The sequence below is a fragment of the Lentibacillus halophilus genome (assembly GCF_039522485.1).
Taxonomy (GTDB): Bacteria; Bacillota; Bacilli; order Bacillales; family Amphibacillaceae; genus Lentibacillus; species Lentibacillus halophilus.
Genome location: NZ_BAAADM010000008.1, coordinates 44,609 through 59,906 on the forward strand (window position 1 = coordinate 44,609; position 15,298 = coordinate 59,906).

Annotated in this window: 18 protein-coding genes and 1 riboswitch; of the genes, 9 read left to right on the top strand and 9 right to left on the bottom strand. The window is 45.4% G+C overall.

All coding sequences use genetic code 11. The features are described 5' to 3' along the window. On the bottom strand, window positions 1-119 hold a 119-nt coding region (locus ABDZ72_RS14365), incomplete at its 3' end, for a hydroxyethylthiazole kinase (RefSeq protein WP_425542335.1). Further along, window positions 120-923, bottom strand: a complete 804-nt coding sequence (gene thiD / locus ABDZ72_RS02120) for a bifunctional hydroxymethylpyrimidine kinase/phosphomethylpyrimidine kinase (RefSeq protein ID WP_343750858.1) — start codon at window positions 921-923, stop codon at window positions 120-122. It abuts the gene before it with no gap. A gap of 169 nt (window positions 924-1,092) precedes the next feature. Then, window positions 1,093-1,208: riboswitch (TPP riboswitch) on the bottom strand. Between the two features lie 176 nt (window positions 1,209-1,384). Here thiD and ABDZ72_RS02125 point away from each other — a divergent pair. The 3 genes from ABDZ72_RS02125 to panF all read left to right on the top strand — a co-directional run bounded on the left by ABDZ72_RS02125 (window position 1,385) and on the right by panF (window position 3,659). Then, complete coding sequence (locus ABDZ72_RS02125) at window positions 1,385-1,816, top strand: DUF4064 domain-containing protein (protein ID WP_343750860.1); 432 nt, start codon at window positions 1,385-1,387, stop codon at window positions 1,814-1,816. 134 nt (window positions 1,817-1,950) lie between these two features. Beyond that, window positions 1,951-2,235, top strand: a complete 285-nt coding sequence (locus tag ABDZ72_RS02130) for a YhdT family protein (RefSeq protein ID WP_343750862.1) — start codon at window positions 1,951-1,953, stop codon at window positions 2,233-2,235. Then, complete coding sequence (panF, locus tag ABDZ72_RS02135; RefSeq protein WP_343750864.1) at window positions 2,232-3,659, top strand: sodium/pantothenate symporter; 1,428 nt, start codon at window positions 2,232-2,234, stop codon at window positions 3,657-3,659. The genes ABDZ72_RS02130 and panF overlap by 4 nt, the downstream gene beginning before the upstream one ends. A gap of 311 nt (window positions 3,660-3,970) precedes the next feature. On the opposite strand, the gene ABDZ72_RS02140 is transcribed toward panF, so the two are convergent. The 3 genes from ABDZ72_RS02140 to ABDZ72_RS02150 form a co-directional block, all read right to left on the bottom strand. After that, the gene (locus ABDZ72_RS02140) at window positions 3,971-5,956 is read right to left on the bottom strand and encodes an acetoacetate--CoA ligase (RefSeq protein WP_343750866.1); all 1,986 of its coding nucleotides are present in this window, start codon (window positions 5,954-5,956) and stop codon (window positions 3,971-3,973) included. Window positions 5,957-6,062: 106 nt separating this feature from the next. Next, on the bottom strand, window positions 6,063-6,317 hold the full coding sequence (locus ABDZ72_RS02145) for a DNA alkylation repair protein (RefSeq protein WP_343750868.1): 255 nt from the start codon (window positions 6,315-6,317) through the stop codon (window positions 6,063-6,065). Between the two features lie 135 nt (window positions 6,318-6,452). Beyond that, a complete protein-coding gene (locus ABDZ72_RS02150) occupies window positions 6,453-6,632 on the bottom strand; it encodes a YfhD family protein (protein ID WP_343750870.1) in 180 nt (59 codons plus the stop codon). Between the two features lie 232 nt (window positions 6,633-6,864). Here ABDZ72_RS02150 and ABDZ72_RS02155 point away from each other — a divergent pair, with 232 nt between their 5' ends. Together ABDZ72_RS02155 and ABDZ72_RS02160 are read left to right on the top strand one after the other, a co-directional pair. Continuing rightward, the gene (locus ABDZ72_RS02155; protein ID WP_343750872.1) at window positions 6,865-8,808 is read left to right on the top strand and encodes an aconitate hydratase; all 1,944 of its coding nucleotides are present in this window, start codon (window positions 6,865-6,867) and stop codon (window positions 8,806-8,808) included. A 15-nt stretch (window positions 8,809-8,823) separates the two neighbouring features. Beyond that, window positions 8,824-8,997, top strand: a complete 174-nt coding sequence (locus tag ABDZ72_RS02160; RefSeq protein ID WP_343750873.1) for a hypothetical protein — start codon at window positions 8,824-8,826, stop codon at window positions 8,995-8,997. 175 nt (window positions 8,998-9,172) lie between these two features. On the opposite strand, the gene ABDZ72_RS02165 is transcribed toward ABDZ72_RS02160, so the two are convergent. Further along, the gene (locus tag ABDZ72_RS02165) at window positions 9,173-9,790 is read right to left on the bottom strand and encodes a spore coat protein (protein WP_343750874.1); all 618 of its coding nucleotides are present in this window, start codon (window positions 9,788-9,790) and stop codon (window positions 9,173-9,175) included. Window positions 9,791-9,949: 159 nt separating this feature from the next. Between ABDZ72_RS02165 and ABDZ72_RS02170 the strand changes: the two genes are divergently transcribed. The 4 genes from ABDZ72_RS02170 to ABDZ72_RS02185 all read left to right on the top strand — a co-directional run bounded on the left by ABDZ72_RS02170 (window position 9,950) and on the right by ABDZ72_RS02185 (window position 12,495). Continuing rightward, entirely contained in the window at window positions 9,950-10,351 is a 402-nt protein-coding gene (locus ABDZ72_RS02170; RefSeq protein ID WP_343750875.1) for an alpha/beta fold hydrolase, read from the top strand. A gap of 63 nt (window positions 10,352-10,414) precedes the next feature. Next, a complete protein-coding gene (locus ABDZ72_RS02175) occupies window positions 10,415-11,362 on the top strand; it encodes an MBL fold metallo-hydrolase (protein WP_343750876.1) in 948 nt (315 codons plus the stop codon). Window positions 11,363-11,428: 66 nt separating this feature from the next. Then, window positions 11,429-11,836, top strand: coding sequence for a CidA/LrgA family protein (locus tag ABDZ72_RS02180; protein ID WP_343750877.1), 408 nt, complete (start codon window positions 11,429-11,431; stop codon window positions 11,834-11,836). Beyond that, window positions 11,803-12,495 carry an LrgB family protein gene (locus tag ABDZ72_RS02185; protein WP_343750878.1) on the top strand — a complete coding sequence of 231 codons (693 nt, stop codon included), beginning with the start codon at window positions 11,803-11,805 and terminating at the stop codon, window positions 12,493-12,495. Before ABDZ72_RS02180 ends, ABDZ72_RS02185 begins: the two co-directional genes overlap by 34 nt. Before the next feature lie 109 nt (window positions 12,496-12,604). On the opposite strand, the gene ABDZ72_RS02190 is transcribed toward ABDZ72_RS02185, so the two are convergent. The 3 genes from ABDZ72_RS02190 to selD all read right to left on the bottom strand — a co-directional run bounded on the left by ABDZ72_RS02190 (window position 12,605) and on the right by selD (window position 15,219). Then, a complete protein-coding gene (locus tag ABDZ72_RS02190; RefSeq protein WP_343750880.1) occupies window positions 12,605-12,997 on the bottom strand; it encodes a hypothetical protein in 393 nt (130 codons plus the stop codon). 125 nt (window positions 12,998-13,122) lie between these two features. Further along, entirely contained in the window at window positions 13,123-14,160 is a 1,038-nt protein-coding gene (mnmH, locus tag ABDZ72_RS02195) for a tRNA 2-selenouridine(34) synthase MnmH (protein ID WP_343750881.1), read from the bottom strand. Between the two features lie 18 nt (window positions 14,161-14,178). Then, a complete protein-coding gene (gene selD, locus ABDZ72_RS02200; RefSeq protein ID WP_343750882.1) occupies window positions 14,179-15,219 on the bottom strand; it encodes a selenide, water dikinase SelD in 1,041 nt (346 codons plus the stop codon). Window positions 15,220-15,298 lie beyond the last annotated feature (79 nt).

The following is a 15,298-nucleotide window of genomic DNA, read 5'->3' on the forward strand; positions in this document are numbered from 1 at the left end:
ACTGGCGCTGCCCCAAATGACAGCAATCCGTTTGCGGAAAAGTTCACAACTACCTGATTGGTCAGATGATGGATCAGCGGTGTTGCTTTGCGTACGTTTTGTATAATCGTTTGATTCATTTATTTCACCTTTTCCTCTCGCTGTGCCCAATGGTTAGTCGGACCGCTTCCATAGCCAATGGAAAACGAATGACGTATGGCTGCGGTCACATAGTCTTTCCCTTTTTGCACGGCTTCCGGTAATGGATAGCCTTGACTCATATAAGCGGTTATGGCTGCGGAATACGTACAGCCGGTGCCGTGTGTGTTTGTTGTATCAATCCGGTCTGCTGTGAACGTATGCATCTGGTTTCCATCATATAAAAAATCCACAGCCTTTCCTTGCATATGACCACCTTTAACCAATGCAGCACCTGCGCCATACTCATGAACCATTTGTTTGGCAGCCTGCTGCATATCTTCGGACGTTTCCACCGTCTTGCCGGTGATCACCTCTGTTTCCGGAATATTCGGTGTGATGACGGTCGTTAAAGGAAGTAATTGGTCGCGTAAATACGTTTGAGCATCTTCGGAAATTAATGGGTCACCGCTCGCCGCGACCATAACCGGATCCATGATATATGGCGTTTCCAACCCGGAAATTTTTTCTCCAACGGCATTCATGATGTCGATATTGGCCAGCATGCCCGTTTTAAAAGCTTGGAACGGAATATCGGAAATAACGGACTCCAACTGCTGCTTAATCATGGATTCCGATAAATGCTGTACATCCTGGACGCCTGTTGTGTTCTGAGCAACAATCGAGGTGATGACGGACATTCCGTACGACTGCAACTCCTGAAATGTTTTTAAATCTGCCTGAATACCGGCACCACCGCTTGGATCTGTCCCGGCAATCGTCAATGAAGCAGGAATAGACTTCATGATAAGACCTCCTCATATGTAATGTTTTAATAAATTGACATGTTTCATTTTCGTTAGAACAAACCAGCCGATAAACGCTCATTTCGGATGGAGTATGTTCTCTATGCGAATCCAAATGAAAAAAGCCAGATCCATAGACTGGACCTGGCTTGAAATAGCTGATAGCAATTTTACCGTCAGACTACTTCCCTGCGCTGGTGCTAACCAGATCAGGTCCATAAGAGTCGGAAAGCTTAAAAGCCTTTCCTCTCAGCCCATAGTTGCCGGGCACCCCTAGTAGTACATTGTTTTATTGTGATTTCATTGTAACAGAGAAACATCTGTGTGTCATCTAATTTCGAAATTTTCAAATCATCATGGTATCAGAAGAAAATGACCTTGATTTTTTGTTACAATAAAATAGTATGCTAATTCACATCATATGGATGAAGAGATTAAAAGGCATTTGGGGAGGTAATTGCATGAACAGAACAGGTGAAATCGTATTAACCATTATCGGTGCATTGATTTATGGGTTTTTTGGCATTGTCGGATCATTTGCGGTTTGGCTGTTAAGCAACGAAGAGATTATAAATGAGGCAAAAGAAGAAATTAGTCAGCAGCAATCCGGAATAACGATGAGTAATTTAAACGAGTTCTTGGAAGCAGGGGTGCAAGGCAGCGGCTGGTTATTAATTATTGTGTCAGTGTTAGCACTGATTGTAGGGATTATTTCCGTTGTGTTCATGAAAGGTGACAAAAAACCCAAAGCAGCCGGCATCATGTTGATTGTAACAGCTGCTATCAGTGTCGTTATCACTCTGGGCGCAGGAATATTCAGCGGCTTATTTTATTTAATCGCCGGTATCATGTGCTTGGCACGGAAAAAGCCAGAGACTATAACTATGGAATAGATACATATCGAAGAGTAACGTATGATCGTTACTCTTCTCTCTTGTATGTGTTAATTTTAGGAATATTTACAAAGTCATTTGCAATCCGTTATAGTGTAGGACAGGTATGATATAGAGATAAGGGAGGATTAAGAATGGAAGAACATCATACCCATGATAATGATTCACGCTATAAAGTAGCCAATCGGGAAGCGTTAATCGGACTTGGATTGGTTGTGTTTAATTTTGTCTGGTGGTTTGCCTTTGCCTATGGTCTTGGTGGGAAGGATCCATCTGACTATTTGTATGTTTTTGGACTGCCTGCATGGTTTTTTTACAGCTGCGTGCTTGGGTTTATCGTTATGGCGGTTCTGGTTACGATTGTGGTTAACAAGTGGTTTGTGACCGTTTCATTTGAGGAAGAAGGAGAAGACACATGAATTGGCAAGCATTGGTTCCATTAATTGGCTTGTTGCTCATAATATTTGGTGTGGGCGTTTGGGCTGGAAGGTACGTTAAATCAAATACATTCATGCAGGATTACTTTCTGGGTGGAAGAAGCCTTGGCGGATTTGTCCTGGCGATGACGATGACGGCTACTTATGGCAGTGCGAGCAGTTTTATCGGTGGCCCTGGAACGGCTTATACACAAGGGCTCGGCTGGGTGCTGCTGGCGATGACGCAGGTGTCAACCGGATATTTCGTGCTGATGGTTTTAGGTAAAAAATTTGCGATTGTGACACGCAAATATAACGCATTGACCATGGTTGATTTTTTGAAAGAGCGCTACCGCTCCAAATGGGTGGTTCTGCTATCGGCGTTCAGCATTATTATCTTTTTATTTTCTGCAATGGCAGCCCAGTGGATCGGTGGCGCCCGGCTGATTGAGTCACTGGTCGGGATTCCGTATACAACGGCGTTATTTATTTTTGCGTTATTCGTTTTGATTTATGTAACTATTGGCGGCTTCCGGGCGGTTGCGCTGACCGATGCTGTTCAAGGAACGATTATGTTTGTCGGGACCCTCATATTGCTGGTTGCGACGATTATCGCCGGGGGTGGTATTTCCAATATCATTGCAGACCTGTCTGCGGAAAACCCGAATTTGATTACTCCATATGGTGCGGATGGCAGTCTTTCGCCAACCTTTGTATCGTCGTTCTGGATCCTTGTGGGCGTAGGCACAGTAGCTTTACCACAAATTGCCGTCCGGGCTATGTCCTACAAAGATTCCCGTTCCATGCATCGAGCGCTAATCATCGGTACCATTGTGGTCGGTGTTATCATGTTAAACATGCATTTGATTGGTGTGTTCGCCCGCCCGATTTTGCCGGGGATTGACGTGGGTGATAAAGTGATGCCGCTTATCGCGTTGGAAGTATTGCCGAACTGGCTGGCTGGCATTGTGCTGGCAGCTCCCATGGCAGCCATTATGTCAACGGTGGATTCTCTATTGCTTCTAGTGAGTTCCTCCATTGTAAAAGACGTTTATTTAAATTACGTGGAACCACAAGCATCCCGTCAGCGCGTGAAGCGATTAAGCATTGGAATCACAGCTGTTCTGGGAATCATTGTATTCGTTATGGCGTTGAATCCACCTGATCTCATTATCTGGCTGAATTTGTTTGCATTCGGCGGCTTGGAAGCGGCGTTTATTTGGCCGGTTGTCATGGGGCTGTATTGGAAAAAAGGTAATAAATACGGTGCGCTTGCTTCGATGGTGGCCGGGATAGGGTTGTATATTTTATCCGACTCGTTCTTTCCACAGCCATTGGGCTTGCATTCGGTTGTCATGCCGGTTGTGGCCGCGTTTTTTGCATACGTTCTCGTGAGCCTGAGCACGCAGAAGCGCACGCTTGGATAGATATGTGACACGATGACAGATGTGTGTTGAATAATGAACACGGCCGTTAAGGTGGGACGGATTTATTGATCGTGTTTGATAGATATCAACCGGAATCGCGATATATCGACCCGATTTCGGGTATATCGACTGGAATTGCGATATACCGACCCAATTTCGAGTATATCGACCGGAATTGCAATATATCAACCCGATCTCAGGTATATCAACCGGATTTAGGATATATCGACCGAAATCGCGCTTCAACAACATGAGTATGGAGATACTGCCTAATCGCATCGAAAAAAGGATGTCATCACGACATCCTTTTTTTACGTACGTTCAATTGATTGGTCATTCGCAAGTTTTACAAAATAATCCAAAGATGCTTCGTTGCTTAATGATCCTTTATTGACCACTTCATCAACCGATTTGCCCATTAGTATTTTTTTGATTGGAATTTCCAACTTTTTACCGTTTAATGTTTTTGGCAGATCAGGAACGTCGTAAATGGCGCTTGGAACGTGTCGCGGTGAACATTGTGTACGGATCTCACTTTTAATGGTTTTTTTTACGTCTTCGGTCAGCTCTTTGCCATCTTTCATTAATACAAACAGCGGTGTATAAGAATCACCATCCCCCTTGGGAACATCGACAATCAAGCTGTCGCTCACGTCGCTGACATGGTCAACGGCTCGATAGATTTCACTTGTGCCAATGCGGATACCGCCGCGGTTGATGGTAGCGTCCGATCGTCCGTAAATGACACATGTATAGCGGTCGGTTATTTTCAAATAGTCCCCGTGCCGCCAAATACCCGGAAATACGTTGAAATAACTGTCGTGCAAGCGGCTGCCGTCAGGGTCGTTCCAGAAATAAATCGGCATGGATGGGAACGGTTCGGTCAGCACAAGTTCGCCGACTTCCCCAATTTGCGGATTTGCGTTGTCATCAAAGCTTTCAATTTTAGCTCCCAGACCGCGGCACTGCAATTCACCGGCATAGACTGGTAAAATTGGTGCACCGAGAATAAACGCCGTGCATATATCCGTTCCGCCGCTTGCCGAGGCAATCCAAAGATCTTCCTTCACATGATTATAGCACCACTGAAATCCTTCCGGCGGCAGCGGGGATCCGGTCGAGCTAATACTTTCGAGGCGACTCAAATCAAACTCATTCCCCGGTTCCAGACCATCTTTCATGCAGGCAGTAATAAAGCTGGCACTCGTTCCGAACACCGTCATTTTCGTATCCTGAGCAAATTTCCACAGCATTCGCTTATCCGGATACCCTGGACTGCCGTCGTATAAAATAATTGTGCTGCCGGTCAGAAGACCTCCAACGAGGAAATTCCACATCATCCAACCGGTTGTTGTGAACCAAAAGAAGCGGTCGCCTTTACCAAGATCGACATGGAACGTCAGCGCTTTCAAGTGTTCGAGCAAAATACCGCCCTGACTTTGAACGATGGGTTTCGGTTTGCCGGTTGTTCCTGATGAAAAAAGTACCCAGAGCGGGTCGTTAAATGCTACATGTTCGTACGTTAACTTTCCAGGTGTGCTCACGGCATCATCCCATAAAGTGACATTTGTTAAACGGTTGATATCCGGGTTGCTGTTCAAATATGGAATAACGATGGTTGCTTCCAATCCTGGTAACTCTGATTGGATATCTTCCACGACAGACGTTCGGTCAAAATCCTTGCCATTGTAGCGATAACCGTCAACCGTTATCATCACTTTGGGTTCGATTTGTTGGAAACGATCAATCACGCTTTGCATCCCGAATTCGGGGGATGCGCTGGACCAGATGGCACCAAGGCTGGCACTTGCCAGAAATGCTACAATTGATTCGTAAGTATTGGCGACATAGGCAACGACACGGTCGCCTTTATTCACGCCGAGGTTTTTCATCGTCCGCTGCAGGGCGGATGTATCACGGTGAAGCTTTCCCCACGAAGCCTCTTCCGTCCCGCGCAGTTCCGAAGAGTGAATAATAGCCGGTTCATCGTTATGCCGGTTTCGAAAAATATGCTCGGCATAATTAATCGTCGCTTCGGGAAACCACTTTGCTCCAGGCATTTGATGGGTTGAGAGCACTGTTTCGTAGGGTTCTTCAGCTTGGATGTTAAAATAGTCCCAGATGGATGCCCAAAAATGCTCCGGTTCCTCAACAGACCATTGCCAAAGCGTATGATAATCCTCGAATCGCTTGTCCTTATGGGTTTGAAGCCAATCCATAAAATGATACATATTGGATTGCTGTTTTCGTTCATCGCTCGGTTCCCACAGCAATGTCCCTTCCTTTATATCACTCACACTTTTCCATCCTCCTTGCCTTTGTTCTCCACTCATATCCATTATATGAAACCGTTTACTATCTGTAAAGGCAGGTACAGGAAGGAAGCAGCGTCACCAACTGATCTTAATCATTACGTTGTTCATATTCGGCAAATTTCACAAATGTATGTTCATCTTCAATCAGCCCGCATGAACCGCACTGGATCCGATAAGTCGGACCATGATACATGATATGAAATACTTCCGGATAGCTGTCTTGATAATCATTCTGCACATCACCGGTTTGCGGATTCAATTTGACCGGTTGGGCAACTTGTTCAATCACGTTGAACCGTGACCAATTGGTTTTGCAGTTTGGACAACAATATTGTTGTGACATGTAAGACACCTCCATTCGTATTATTATCCACAAAATAATGAAATTAATGAACGGGTTCACTGAGTCAGACATCATTCAGGAAAATGTAACAAAACGTCCCCCTTCTGTTTGATCAAAAGGGGGACAAAACTGTTATTACTTTCGGTTTTCCATTCGTTGTCTGGCTGCCCGCATTCGTGCTTGGGCTTCTTTGTCCCGGTGGTCAGCGAACTCTTCTGAAAACTCCACTTCTTTACTGTCGGTTTTGGCATATTCAGGGGTTTGTGCTAAACGCGCTCTTCCTCTGCGGCTTGTCTTGTGCTCATCTCTACCCATTTTTTAAGATCACCTCAATCAAAGTGATTTCATCCTTAGTTTGTACCTGGCGAGCAAAAAAATGAACAAAAACGTGATGGAACATATAGGAAGTCATGTATGTTTATGTATGTTCATTCAGTGGTACATAAAGAGTGACGAGCAAAAGAAGCTGCAAATAATTATACAAAGACTGTCATATACTATTTGTGTATGAAAAGATGTCAAACATCATATGTTCAGGAGGTATTCCATGGCTTTGAATATGACCCAGAAGTTGATTAAAGATCATCTTGTGGAAGGCAATATGAATCCCGGGGAAGAAATCGGTCTTACCATTGATCAGACACTTACGCAGGATGCAACCGGTACGCTTGTCATGCTTGAACTTGAAGCAATGAATCTTGATCGTGCCAAAACAGAAGCCTCCGCGCAATACGTTGATCACAACTTGATTCAGGAAGACAGCAAGAACCCTGATGACCATTTGTTTCTTGAAAGTGCAGCTCAGCGCTTTGGACTGCATTACTCAAGACCCGGCAATGGTGTGAGCCATCCCGTACATATGCAACGGCTGGCTAAGCCGGGGAAGACGCTCCTCGGTTCGGACAGTCACACGTGCGCTAATGGAAGTATGGGTATGCTCGCTATGGGCGCCGGGGGAATTGATGTGGCCATGGCCATTGCAGGAGAACCATTTCACGTAAAAATGCCGGAAGTATGGGGCGTCAAACTCACTGGAAAAATGCCGGACTGGGTAAGCGCGAAAGATGCTATTCTGGAGCTTCTTCGCAGACATGATGTCAAAGGCGGCGCCGGCAAGGTTATCGAATACTTCGGTCCGGGCGTTGAGGACTTAAGTGCCATGGACCGCCATGTTATTGCCAATATGGGTGCTGAGCTTGGGGCGACTGGTACAGTATTCCCTTCCGACAAAGAAGTGAAGCGGTTCATGAAAGAGCAGGACCGGGAAGACGAGTGGGTTGAAATGGCCGCTGACAAAGATGCAACGTATGATATTTTAGAGGAGGTTGATCTTTCTGCGCTTGAGCCACTTATCGCCAAACCATCAAGTCCCGGAAATGTCGTTCCTGTCCGTGAACTAACCGGAACCCCGATTTATCAATCGTATATCGGGTCCTCAGCAAACCCGGGCTTCCGTGATTTCGCTGTCGCTGCTGAAATCGTTAAAGGCAACTATATTGCAGACGGTGTGTCTTTCGATGTTAACCCAACGTCAAGACAAATGTTGACGGATCTCGTACAGGAAGGTCACATGGCAAGTTTGCTGCAGTCTGGTGCACGAATGCATCAAGCCGGGTGCAACGGGTGTATCGGTATGGGGCAGGCACCGGCAACAGGCCAGAACAGTCTGCGCACGACCCCTAGAAACTTTCCAGGACGTTCCGGGACGAAAGAAGACAGTGTGTTCCTGTGCAGCCCAGAAACAGCCGCTGCATCTGTGCTAACTGGAGAAATCACCGATCCCCGCACGTTGCAAATGGATTGTCCAAAAATAAAGGAACCAAAACATGCTGAAGCGAATATGGATTTGCTGGATGCGCCACTTCCATATGAGGAGTCCAAGCAAGTTGAGTTGAAGAAAGGCCCCAACATTGCGTCCATTCCGGAAATGGATCAAATGCCGGATCGTTTTGAATTGCCGATTTTACTGAAGATGGATGATAATATTTCAACGGACGAAATTCTTGCCGGCGGTGCACGGGTTCTTCCGTATCGAAGCAATTTGCCGGAGATCAGTAAATTCACATTTGAAATTATAGATGACACGTATTACAAACGTGGCAAAGAAACAGTCGAAAAAGGCGGGCATGCTATTGTTGGCGGTTATAACTACGGGCAGGGATCCAGTCGCGAACACGCAGCCCTCGCCCCGAGATATCTCGGTTTGCACGTAGCATTGGTCAAAGACTTTTCCCGGATCCACTGGCAAAACCTGGTTAACTTTGGAGTGCTGCCTTTAACATTCGTTGATGAAAACGATTATGATAAACTTTCCTCCGGTGATGTTCTTGTTCTGGACGATTTACGGAATAAGATTCAGGAGGGGAATGAATTCTCCATTACTGTAAAAGATAAAAATGAGCAAATAAAAGTCAAGCACAGCCTGTCTGAACGTCAGATTGAGATTATGCTCAAAGGAGGCATTATCAACTGGGCTAAAGACCGGCAGTAACAAGGAGGATGTAACGTGGATCGAGCATACACTTGCAAAGCCTGTGAAGGAACAGGCATGCTCTCGGATGATGAAGGCTGGCAATACCAATGCAGCGTATGTCATGGCGATGGCATGTACGATGTGGATGATATTTCGAGTTCCGCCCGGGTCATGTCAGTTGATGAGAATAATCGGCTACTGGATTGAAAAAACTGCCTGTTTGCTGTGGGGCGAACAGGCAGTTTTTATAATAGATATGGATAAACGCCAAACTTCATCTCAAAACGCCAAAATTCGATGTGAAAACGCCAAATAAATCATACATAATCATAAGAAAGAAGGAATCGAAATGGCCGATTCCTTCTTCGCTAACTGGTTGTTTTTAATGTGGCATGGTTCCCTGAATAGGCGCGTAACTTTGCTGAAATGCCTGCATGTCCTGTTGCTGCAGCTGTGGTACTTGGTAATATTGGTTTTTGTTTTGATAAAGGAATACTTCATAAGCCATTTCGACTAAGTTCGGAACACTGTCAGCCAGAATACGGCGCAGAACAGGATTAGTCATTTCCAATGATGCCATGGTAAAGGACGAGGCCGTTGCCTTCAGTGCGCCCATCATAAAGCCGGAAATGGTTTCATCATTGATTTCATTGACCGATTGCATCGGTGTTGTCGGTTGTGCCGGTGTTTGCTTGCCGTAAACAATGTTATTATTCTGATCCATTTTATAGGATTGGGTGTCAACAGCAGGATCCTGTCCGGATTGGTACGTGTCCAGAATGGTATTATACAGCTGGCTGCAAAATGCCCGATGTTTTTGCGACATTGTTTGTAATTCAGGATCCTGAATATGCTGTTCGTACAACACATATTGGTCTATTCCGCCGACCAAGGATGACAATGCCTCATGGCCATCAAACATGTCATGTCCGCCATAATGCTGTTGTGGCGGCATTTGTGTCGTGTTCGTAAAATTTTGCTGCTGTTGTTGATTTTGCATCCATATAACCTCCTCAATGTTGATCCTTATTAGTTTGACCAATTGCTGATACGTTATGTATGCATCAAATGCGGTTTTTTTCCAAATTTTTAAAGGAGTCTTCTTCATGAAACGACGTTCATCAGGTATAATCGATAATTGAGGAGAAACGCTTCACTGATGCAGGAGGCTAAAGGTATTATTGGAAATATAAAGCAAGGTGAAAACGTACAGAATATGAGCCAGGAACTGAAAAGTGTTTTCCGTCCGTCCATACAAGAATTCTTGGCGTCATGGATGCATTGTAGCCCTAGCGAAGAAGTGGCTGAATTGGATATGCCGATTTTGCTGATTGGTGGCGGTTGTGATTTACAAGTGCCGTCCAGTGAGACCGAATTGCTCCATACGGCACAACCTGATGCTGATATAATGGTTCTTGAAAAAATGAATCATGTGCTAAAAGAAGCACCCACAGATGAGAAGGGCAATCAAGAAACATACGGTGATCCTGATCGTCTATTGGCCGATGGGTTGGTGGATGGAATTGTCGACTTTTTAAAAGGCAATGGCTTTACGGGATAAGTATGTGTCTGGTTTCTACTGGACAACCGGAATTAATGTTAGAGTAGATAGGGGATGAAAGTGGTGGAGGATAAAAAGCCAATACAACTCGATGAACGGATTCATTTAATTGACGGCTTTGATATGGGTATACCGGAACGGACCGGTACGTATGTCGTGAATGAAGACGATTTGACATTGATTGAAACCGGGCCAAGTCCGTCTGTGAAATATATTAAAAAGGGGCTTGGTGACCTTGGTTTTACATTGGATCAAGTAACCTACATTATTGTCACGCATATTCATCTTGATCATGCCGGGGGTGCCGGGCGACTTTTGCAGGAATGTCCGAATGCGACCGTCGTTGTTCACCCCAATGGAGCCAGACATTTGGTCAACCCCAAAAAATTGGCTGCCAGCACGCGAGGGGTTTACGGCGAAAGTTTTACGGAATTTTTTGATCCGATTATTCCTGTACCGGAAGACCGCATGCTTTTGAAAAATGATAAGGAGACACTCGCCATCGGAAGCCATTGCATCCTTGAATTTCTCGATACTTCGGGCCATTCCAGGCATCACTTTTGTATTTATGATCCCATCAGCAATGGGTTATTTACCGGAGACACAGCCGGTATTTGTCATCAACAGTTGTTTCGGGAGGGCATTGATTTCTTTTTACCGACCACGTCACCGAATCATTTCGACCCGGAAGCGATGAAGGAATCGATCGATCGAATCCGAAAACTGGGGCTGGACCGCATTTATTTTGGTCATTTCGGTATGACGGAAAAGGTGAATGAAGCACTTATACAAGTGTCGGAATGGTTGGATGTATTTTTGGAGATTGGCGACGATGCCTTTTCCGAGGGATATGGGTATGATATACTCGCTGCCCGGATGCTGGAAAAAGTGAAAGAACCGTTGACATTTTTGGGTATCTCCGAGGATCATTCTGTCTATTTGCAGATTCATTTGGATATGCAACTGAATGCCCTTGGGATGGTGGACTATTTTCAAAAACAACGGCAATAGCAATTTAATGATAAAGGAGGGCGGTGTGTTTTCTGTTCTAATGTAACGGAGATAACACCATCAGCGATGAAAATGGTTAACGGCATCATGCAAATAGCATTTTTATATGTATTTTACCTTGCCGGAAGCTGGCTGCAGGACTTGTTGAATTGGCCTATTCCGGGAAGTATTGTTGGATTATTGCTGTTATTTACTGCCTTGGTATTAAAGATATGTCCTGTCAATTGGGTTGAGACGGGCTCGAATGTGTTGTTAACGTACATGCCGCTGTTGTTTGTTCCTGCCACTGTCGGTGTAATGAATCACTTTGGACTTTTCGTCGGTCATACGGTCTGGTTGTTTATTATTACCATTATCAGCACCTTGCTTGTCATGATTACAGCCGGACATACAAGTCGATTGTTAGAAAAAAGATCCAAAAAAGGAAAGGAGAAAGCGGAATGCAAGAAGCACTTATCGGAATCATCTTCATAGTAGTCACGGTACTCCTTTATCTTTTCATGAGCCGTTTATACGATCGGTTCCGGGTGCCGATCCTTATTCCTGCTTTAACAACGCCGATAGCGGTGGTGGTGCTGCTGTTATTGTTCGGTGTTTCCTATGATACGTTTATGATGGGCGGACAATGGATTGACTTTCTGCTTGGACCGGCTATCGTTGCGCTGGCCAACCCTTTATACAAACAACGGCATCTGTTGCTTTCCTATATATATCCTATTTTGGGTGGCGTATTTATTGGGTCCCTGGTCGGTCTTATAAGTGGTCTTGTATTGGCGCAGTTGCTTGGTTTTAAACAAGAGTTGCTGTATTCCATTTTGCCTAAGTCGGTGACAACGCCTGTGGCGATGGAGATAGCGGATGAATTGGGTGGATCGCCGTCGCTTGCCGTCCTTTTTGTCATGACGGCCGGGTTTACCGGTGTCGTTCTCGGTCCATATATTCTTAACTGGTTTAGGGTGAACGGTTCATTGGCACAGGGGATGGCTTTCGGCAGTGCGTCCCATGTTATTGGAACAAGCAAAGCTATTGAATACGGCGAAGATACAACGTCGGTGAGCTCCGTCGCCATGACGTTGAGTGCCATTGCTTGTTCCATTTTCGGCCCGTTAATGGTGGTGTTGTTTTATACTTAATCATGGGAGAAGCCTGTATGACGGGATACAGGCTTTGTTCTATGAGCGGACGGAGTCGTTATTCGGACGCTTTTATATATAACTTCAGTCACTTCTCACGTTATTCCGGTTACTTATCTCTTTCTGTCTTCATAAACGTCAGCACAGCAAAGAACACGAAACTTAAAAGCATAATGGATCCGCCGACAATAAAGAAGACGGTGACGAGTCCATCAGGCCAACCAAACGGATGCAAGTAGTACAGCCACATGCCGACTGTTAGCCCGATGACCCCGATAATGGCTGAGAAGACATGAAGAGCGGCCATGACTGTGCTTGCCGGTGTAAAAAGTTTGTAGTAAACAGCCCAAGCAAACAAGGTCAACCAGCCAACGACCAAAATATGGGCGTGCACTGTTTTAAAGGCTAGACTTCCTGCCCCAGCCATGTGGGAGCCCAAAAAGGCACCAATCAATGCAAAAACAGCTGAAAATCGAAGTAATGTTTTACTGTAATTTTCCATTCGTTAATCCCCCTTTCGTAAAAGTCACTAATAAAACAATGTGTTAATTAAGATAACATACGTTTATGAACAGAAAATGAACAGTATATATCATTAAACGTAAAGGTTACTGATGGCAGAGGTCGCTATGAATACATTGTAACAAGCCACTGTTCAATTTGGGACGTTGCTTCGTCCACATTGGCTGCATGTATGTGTTTTGTCTGATCAGCAGGGTATTTTTCTGTTGTGTGTTCGTAACGCGGGTCATAGTAATAGTCCAACAGCTGTCGAATGGCTTGGCTGTAATATCCTGTTTGCAGATCGTTATCAATTTGTTTGGCAACCGGGGTATGAATTCGCTTTTGAATCCGCCGATATGCTTCCAAAAAGGCATCCGGATGGTTCCAAGGCTGGTAATCCTCGAGAATATTCCGGATGCGCTGTTCCATTGGCAAATCAATGAACAGCTGCAAGCTATGTTCCTTTTTCTCATTAAGAAAGGTCGGGATGGCGACATTGCCAATTCGCTTGCTTTCACCTTCCATAAGAACGAACGGGGCGTTTTCATATTGGTGTATCGCGTGAATAAGACGCGCGTCAAATTGTTTCTGGTTTGCCGGATCGACACCAATATGACCGAATATGGACCCTTTGTGACCGGCCATTCCTTCAAGATCGATGACCGGGTAGCCATTCTCCCAAAGACGGTGCAGAATTGTCGTTTTGCCTGTTCCGGTATTGCCGTTTAAAACGACAATGCTGGGCGGGAAGTTGGCTTTTTCCAATTCGTTCACTACCCACTCTCGGTATGAACGGATACCGCCCTGCAGTCTGCTGACATCCATGCCCATTAAATCAGTGACGGTAGCAGCGGTTTTACTGCGCATGCCGCCCCGCCAACAGAAAACGACTTTAGGTGTATCAATTTGTTGAAACGCATGGATGAAATCGGGCAATTTAGCCGATATTATTTCCAGACCACGCTGTTCGGCTGCCTCCTTGCTTTTTTGGTTATACAGGGTGCCGACCTCGGAACGTTCATCATCGGTGAACACTGGTATATTTATACTTCCGGGGATGGTCGTTTCCTGAAATTCTTTTGGTGAACGGACGTCGATAGCGGTGAGTTCACCTTTTTGTTGTTGTTTAAAAAGTTCTTGAAGTGAAATGTCTTGAAACATGGATGAATCTCCCCTTGGTTATTCGACTGTGATATGTCCGCTGCCATCGGTCACAGAGCCTATGATACTTGACTCGGTTCCTTTTTCCCGCAGTTCCCTAAGCAGTGCTTCAGCATCATTGTTGTCCACTGAAATCAGAAGGCCGCCTGATGTAACCGCATCACACAGGATCCACTTATCCAGCTGATCGGTGTCTGCAGGGAAGGTGACGATATCGAGGATGTGGTCATAATTGTTTTTCGTCCCGCCTGGTACAGACCCAGCATCGGCAAGTTGTTTGACACGTGGCAGCACTGGAACCGATGCGGAATGAATCCGGATGTCAACATGGCTTCCTGACGCTATTTCAGACGCATGGCCGAGCAGCCCGAAACCGGTGACATCGGTTGAAGCATGAACATGATAATCATGCATCGTTTCGGCAGCAGTTTTGTTCAATGTTGTCATAACGTCGGTGACACGGTCAATTTCTTCTTGATTCAACAAATCTTTTTTCAAAGAGCTGCTCATAATGCCGACGCCGATCGGTTTTGTCAAAATCAGCTTGTCACCCGGTTTGGCTCCGGAATTTGTTTTGATGTTTTCAGGGGCAACAGTACCGGTGACGGCCAGTCCGAATTTTGGTTCCTGATCGTCAATGGAATGGCCACCGGCGAGGGACACGTTTGCCTCTTCCAACTTATCACCGGCACCGTGTAATATGTCGGCAAGAATGCTTTCGTCCAAAGTGGAAATAGGATAAGCGACAATGTTCAATGCGGTAATCGGTGTGCCACCCATGGCATAGACGTCACTGATAGCGTTGGCGGCTGCAATTTGGCCAAACGCATACGGATCGTCGACAATCGGGGTGAAAAAATCAACTGTCTGAACAAGCGCCAGATCATCGGTGAGTTTATAGACACCGGCATCATCGCTTGTGTTCAAACCGACGAGCATGTTTGGATTTGGCGCTGTCTGCGGGAGGGAGTGGAGCACGTTTTCCAGATCAGCCGGGCCGATTTTACAGCCGCATCCGCCTTTTGAGGAGAGCGACGTTAATTTTATATCTGTGGTCATGATGAATCACCTTTCCGTTCATTCAAATATATATATTCTATTTTAGCACAGAAAGGATACGTTTGCGTTTGAACGCATT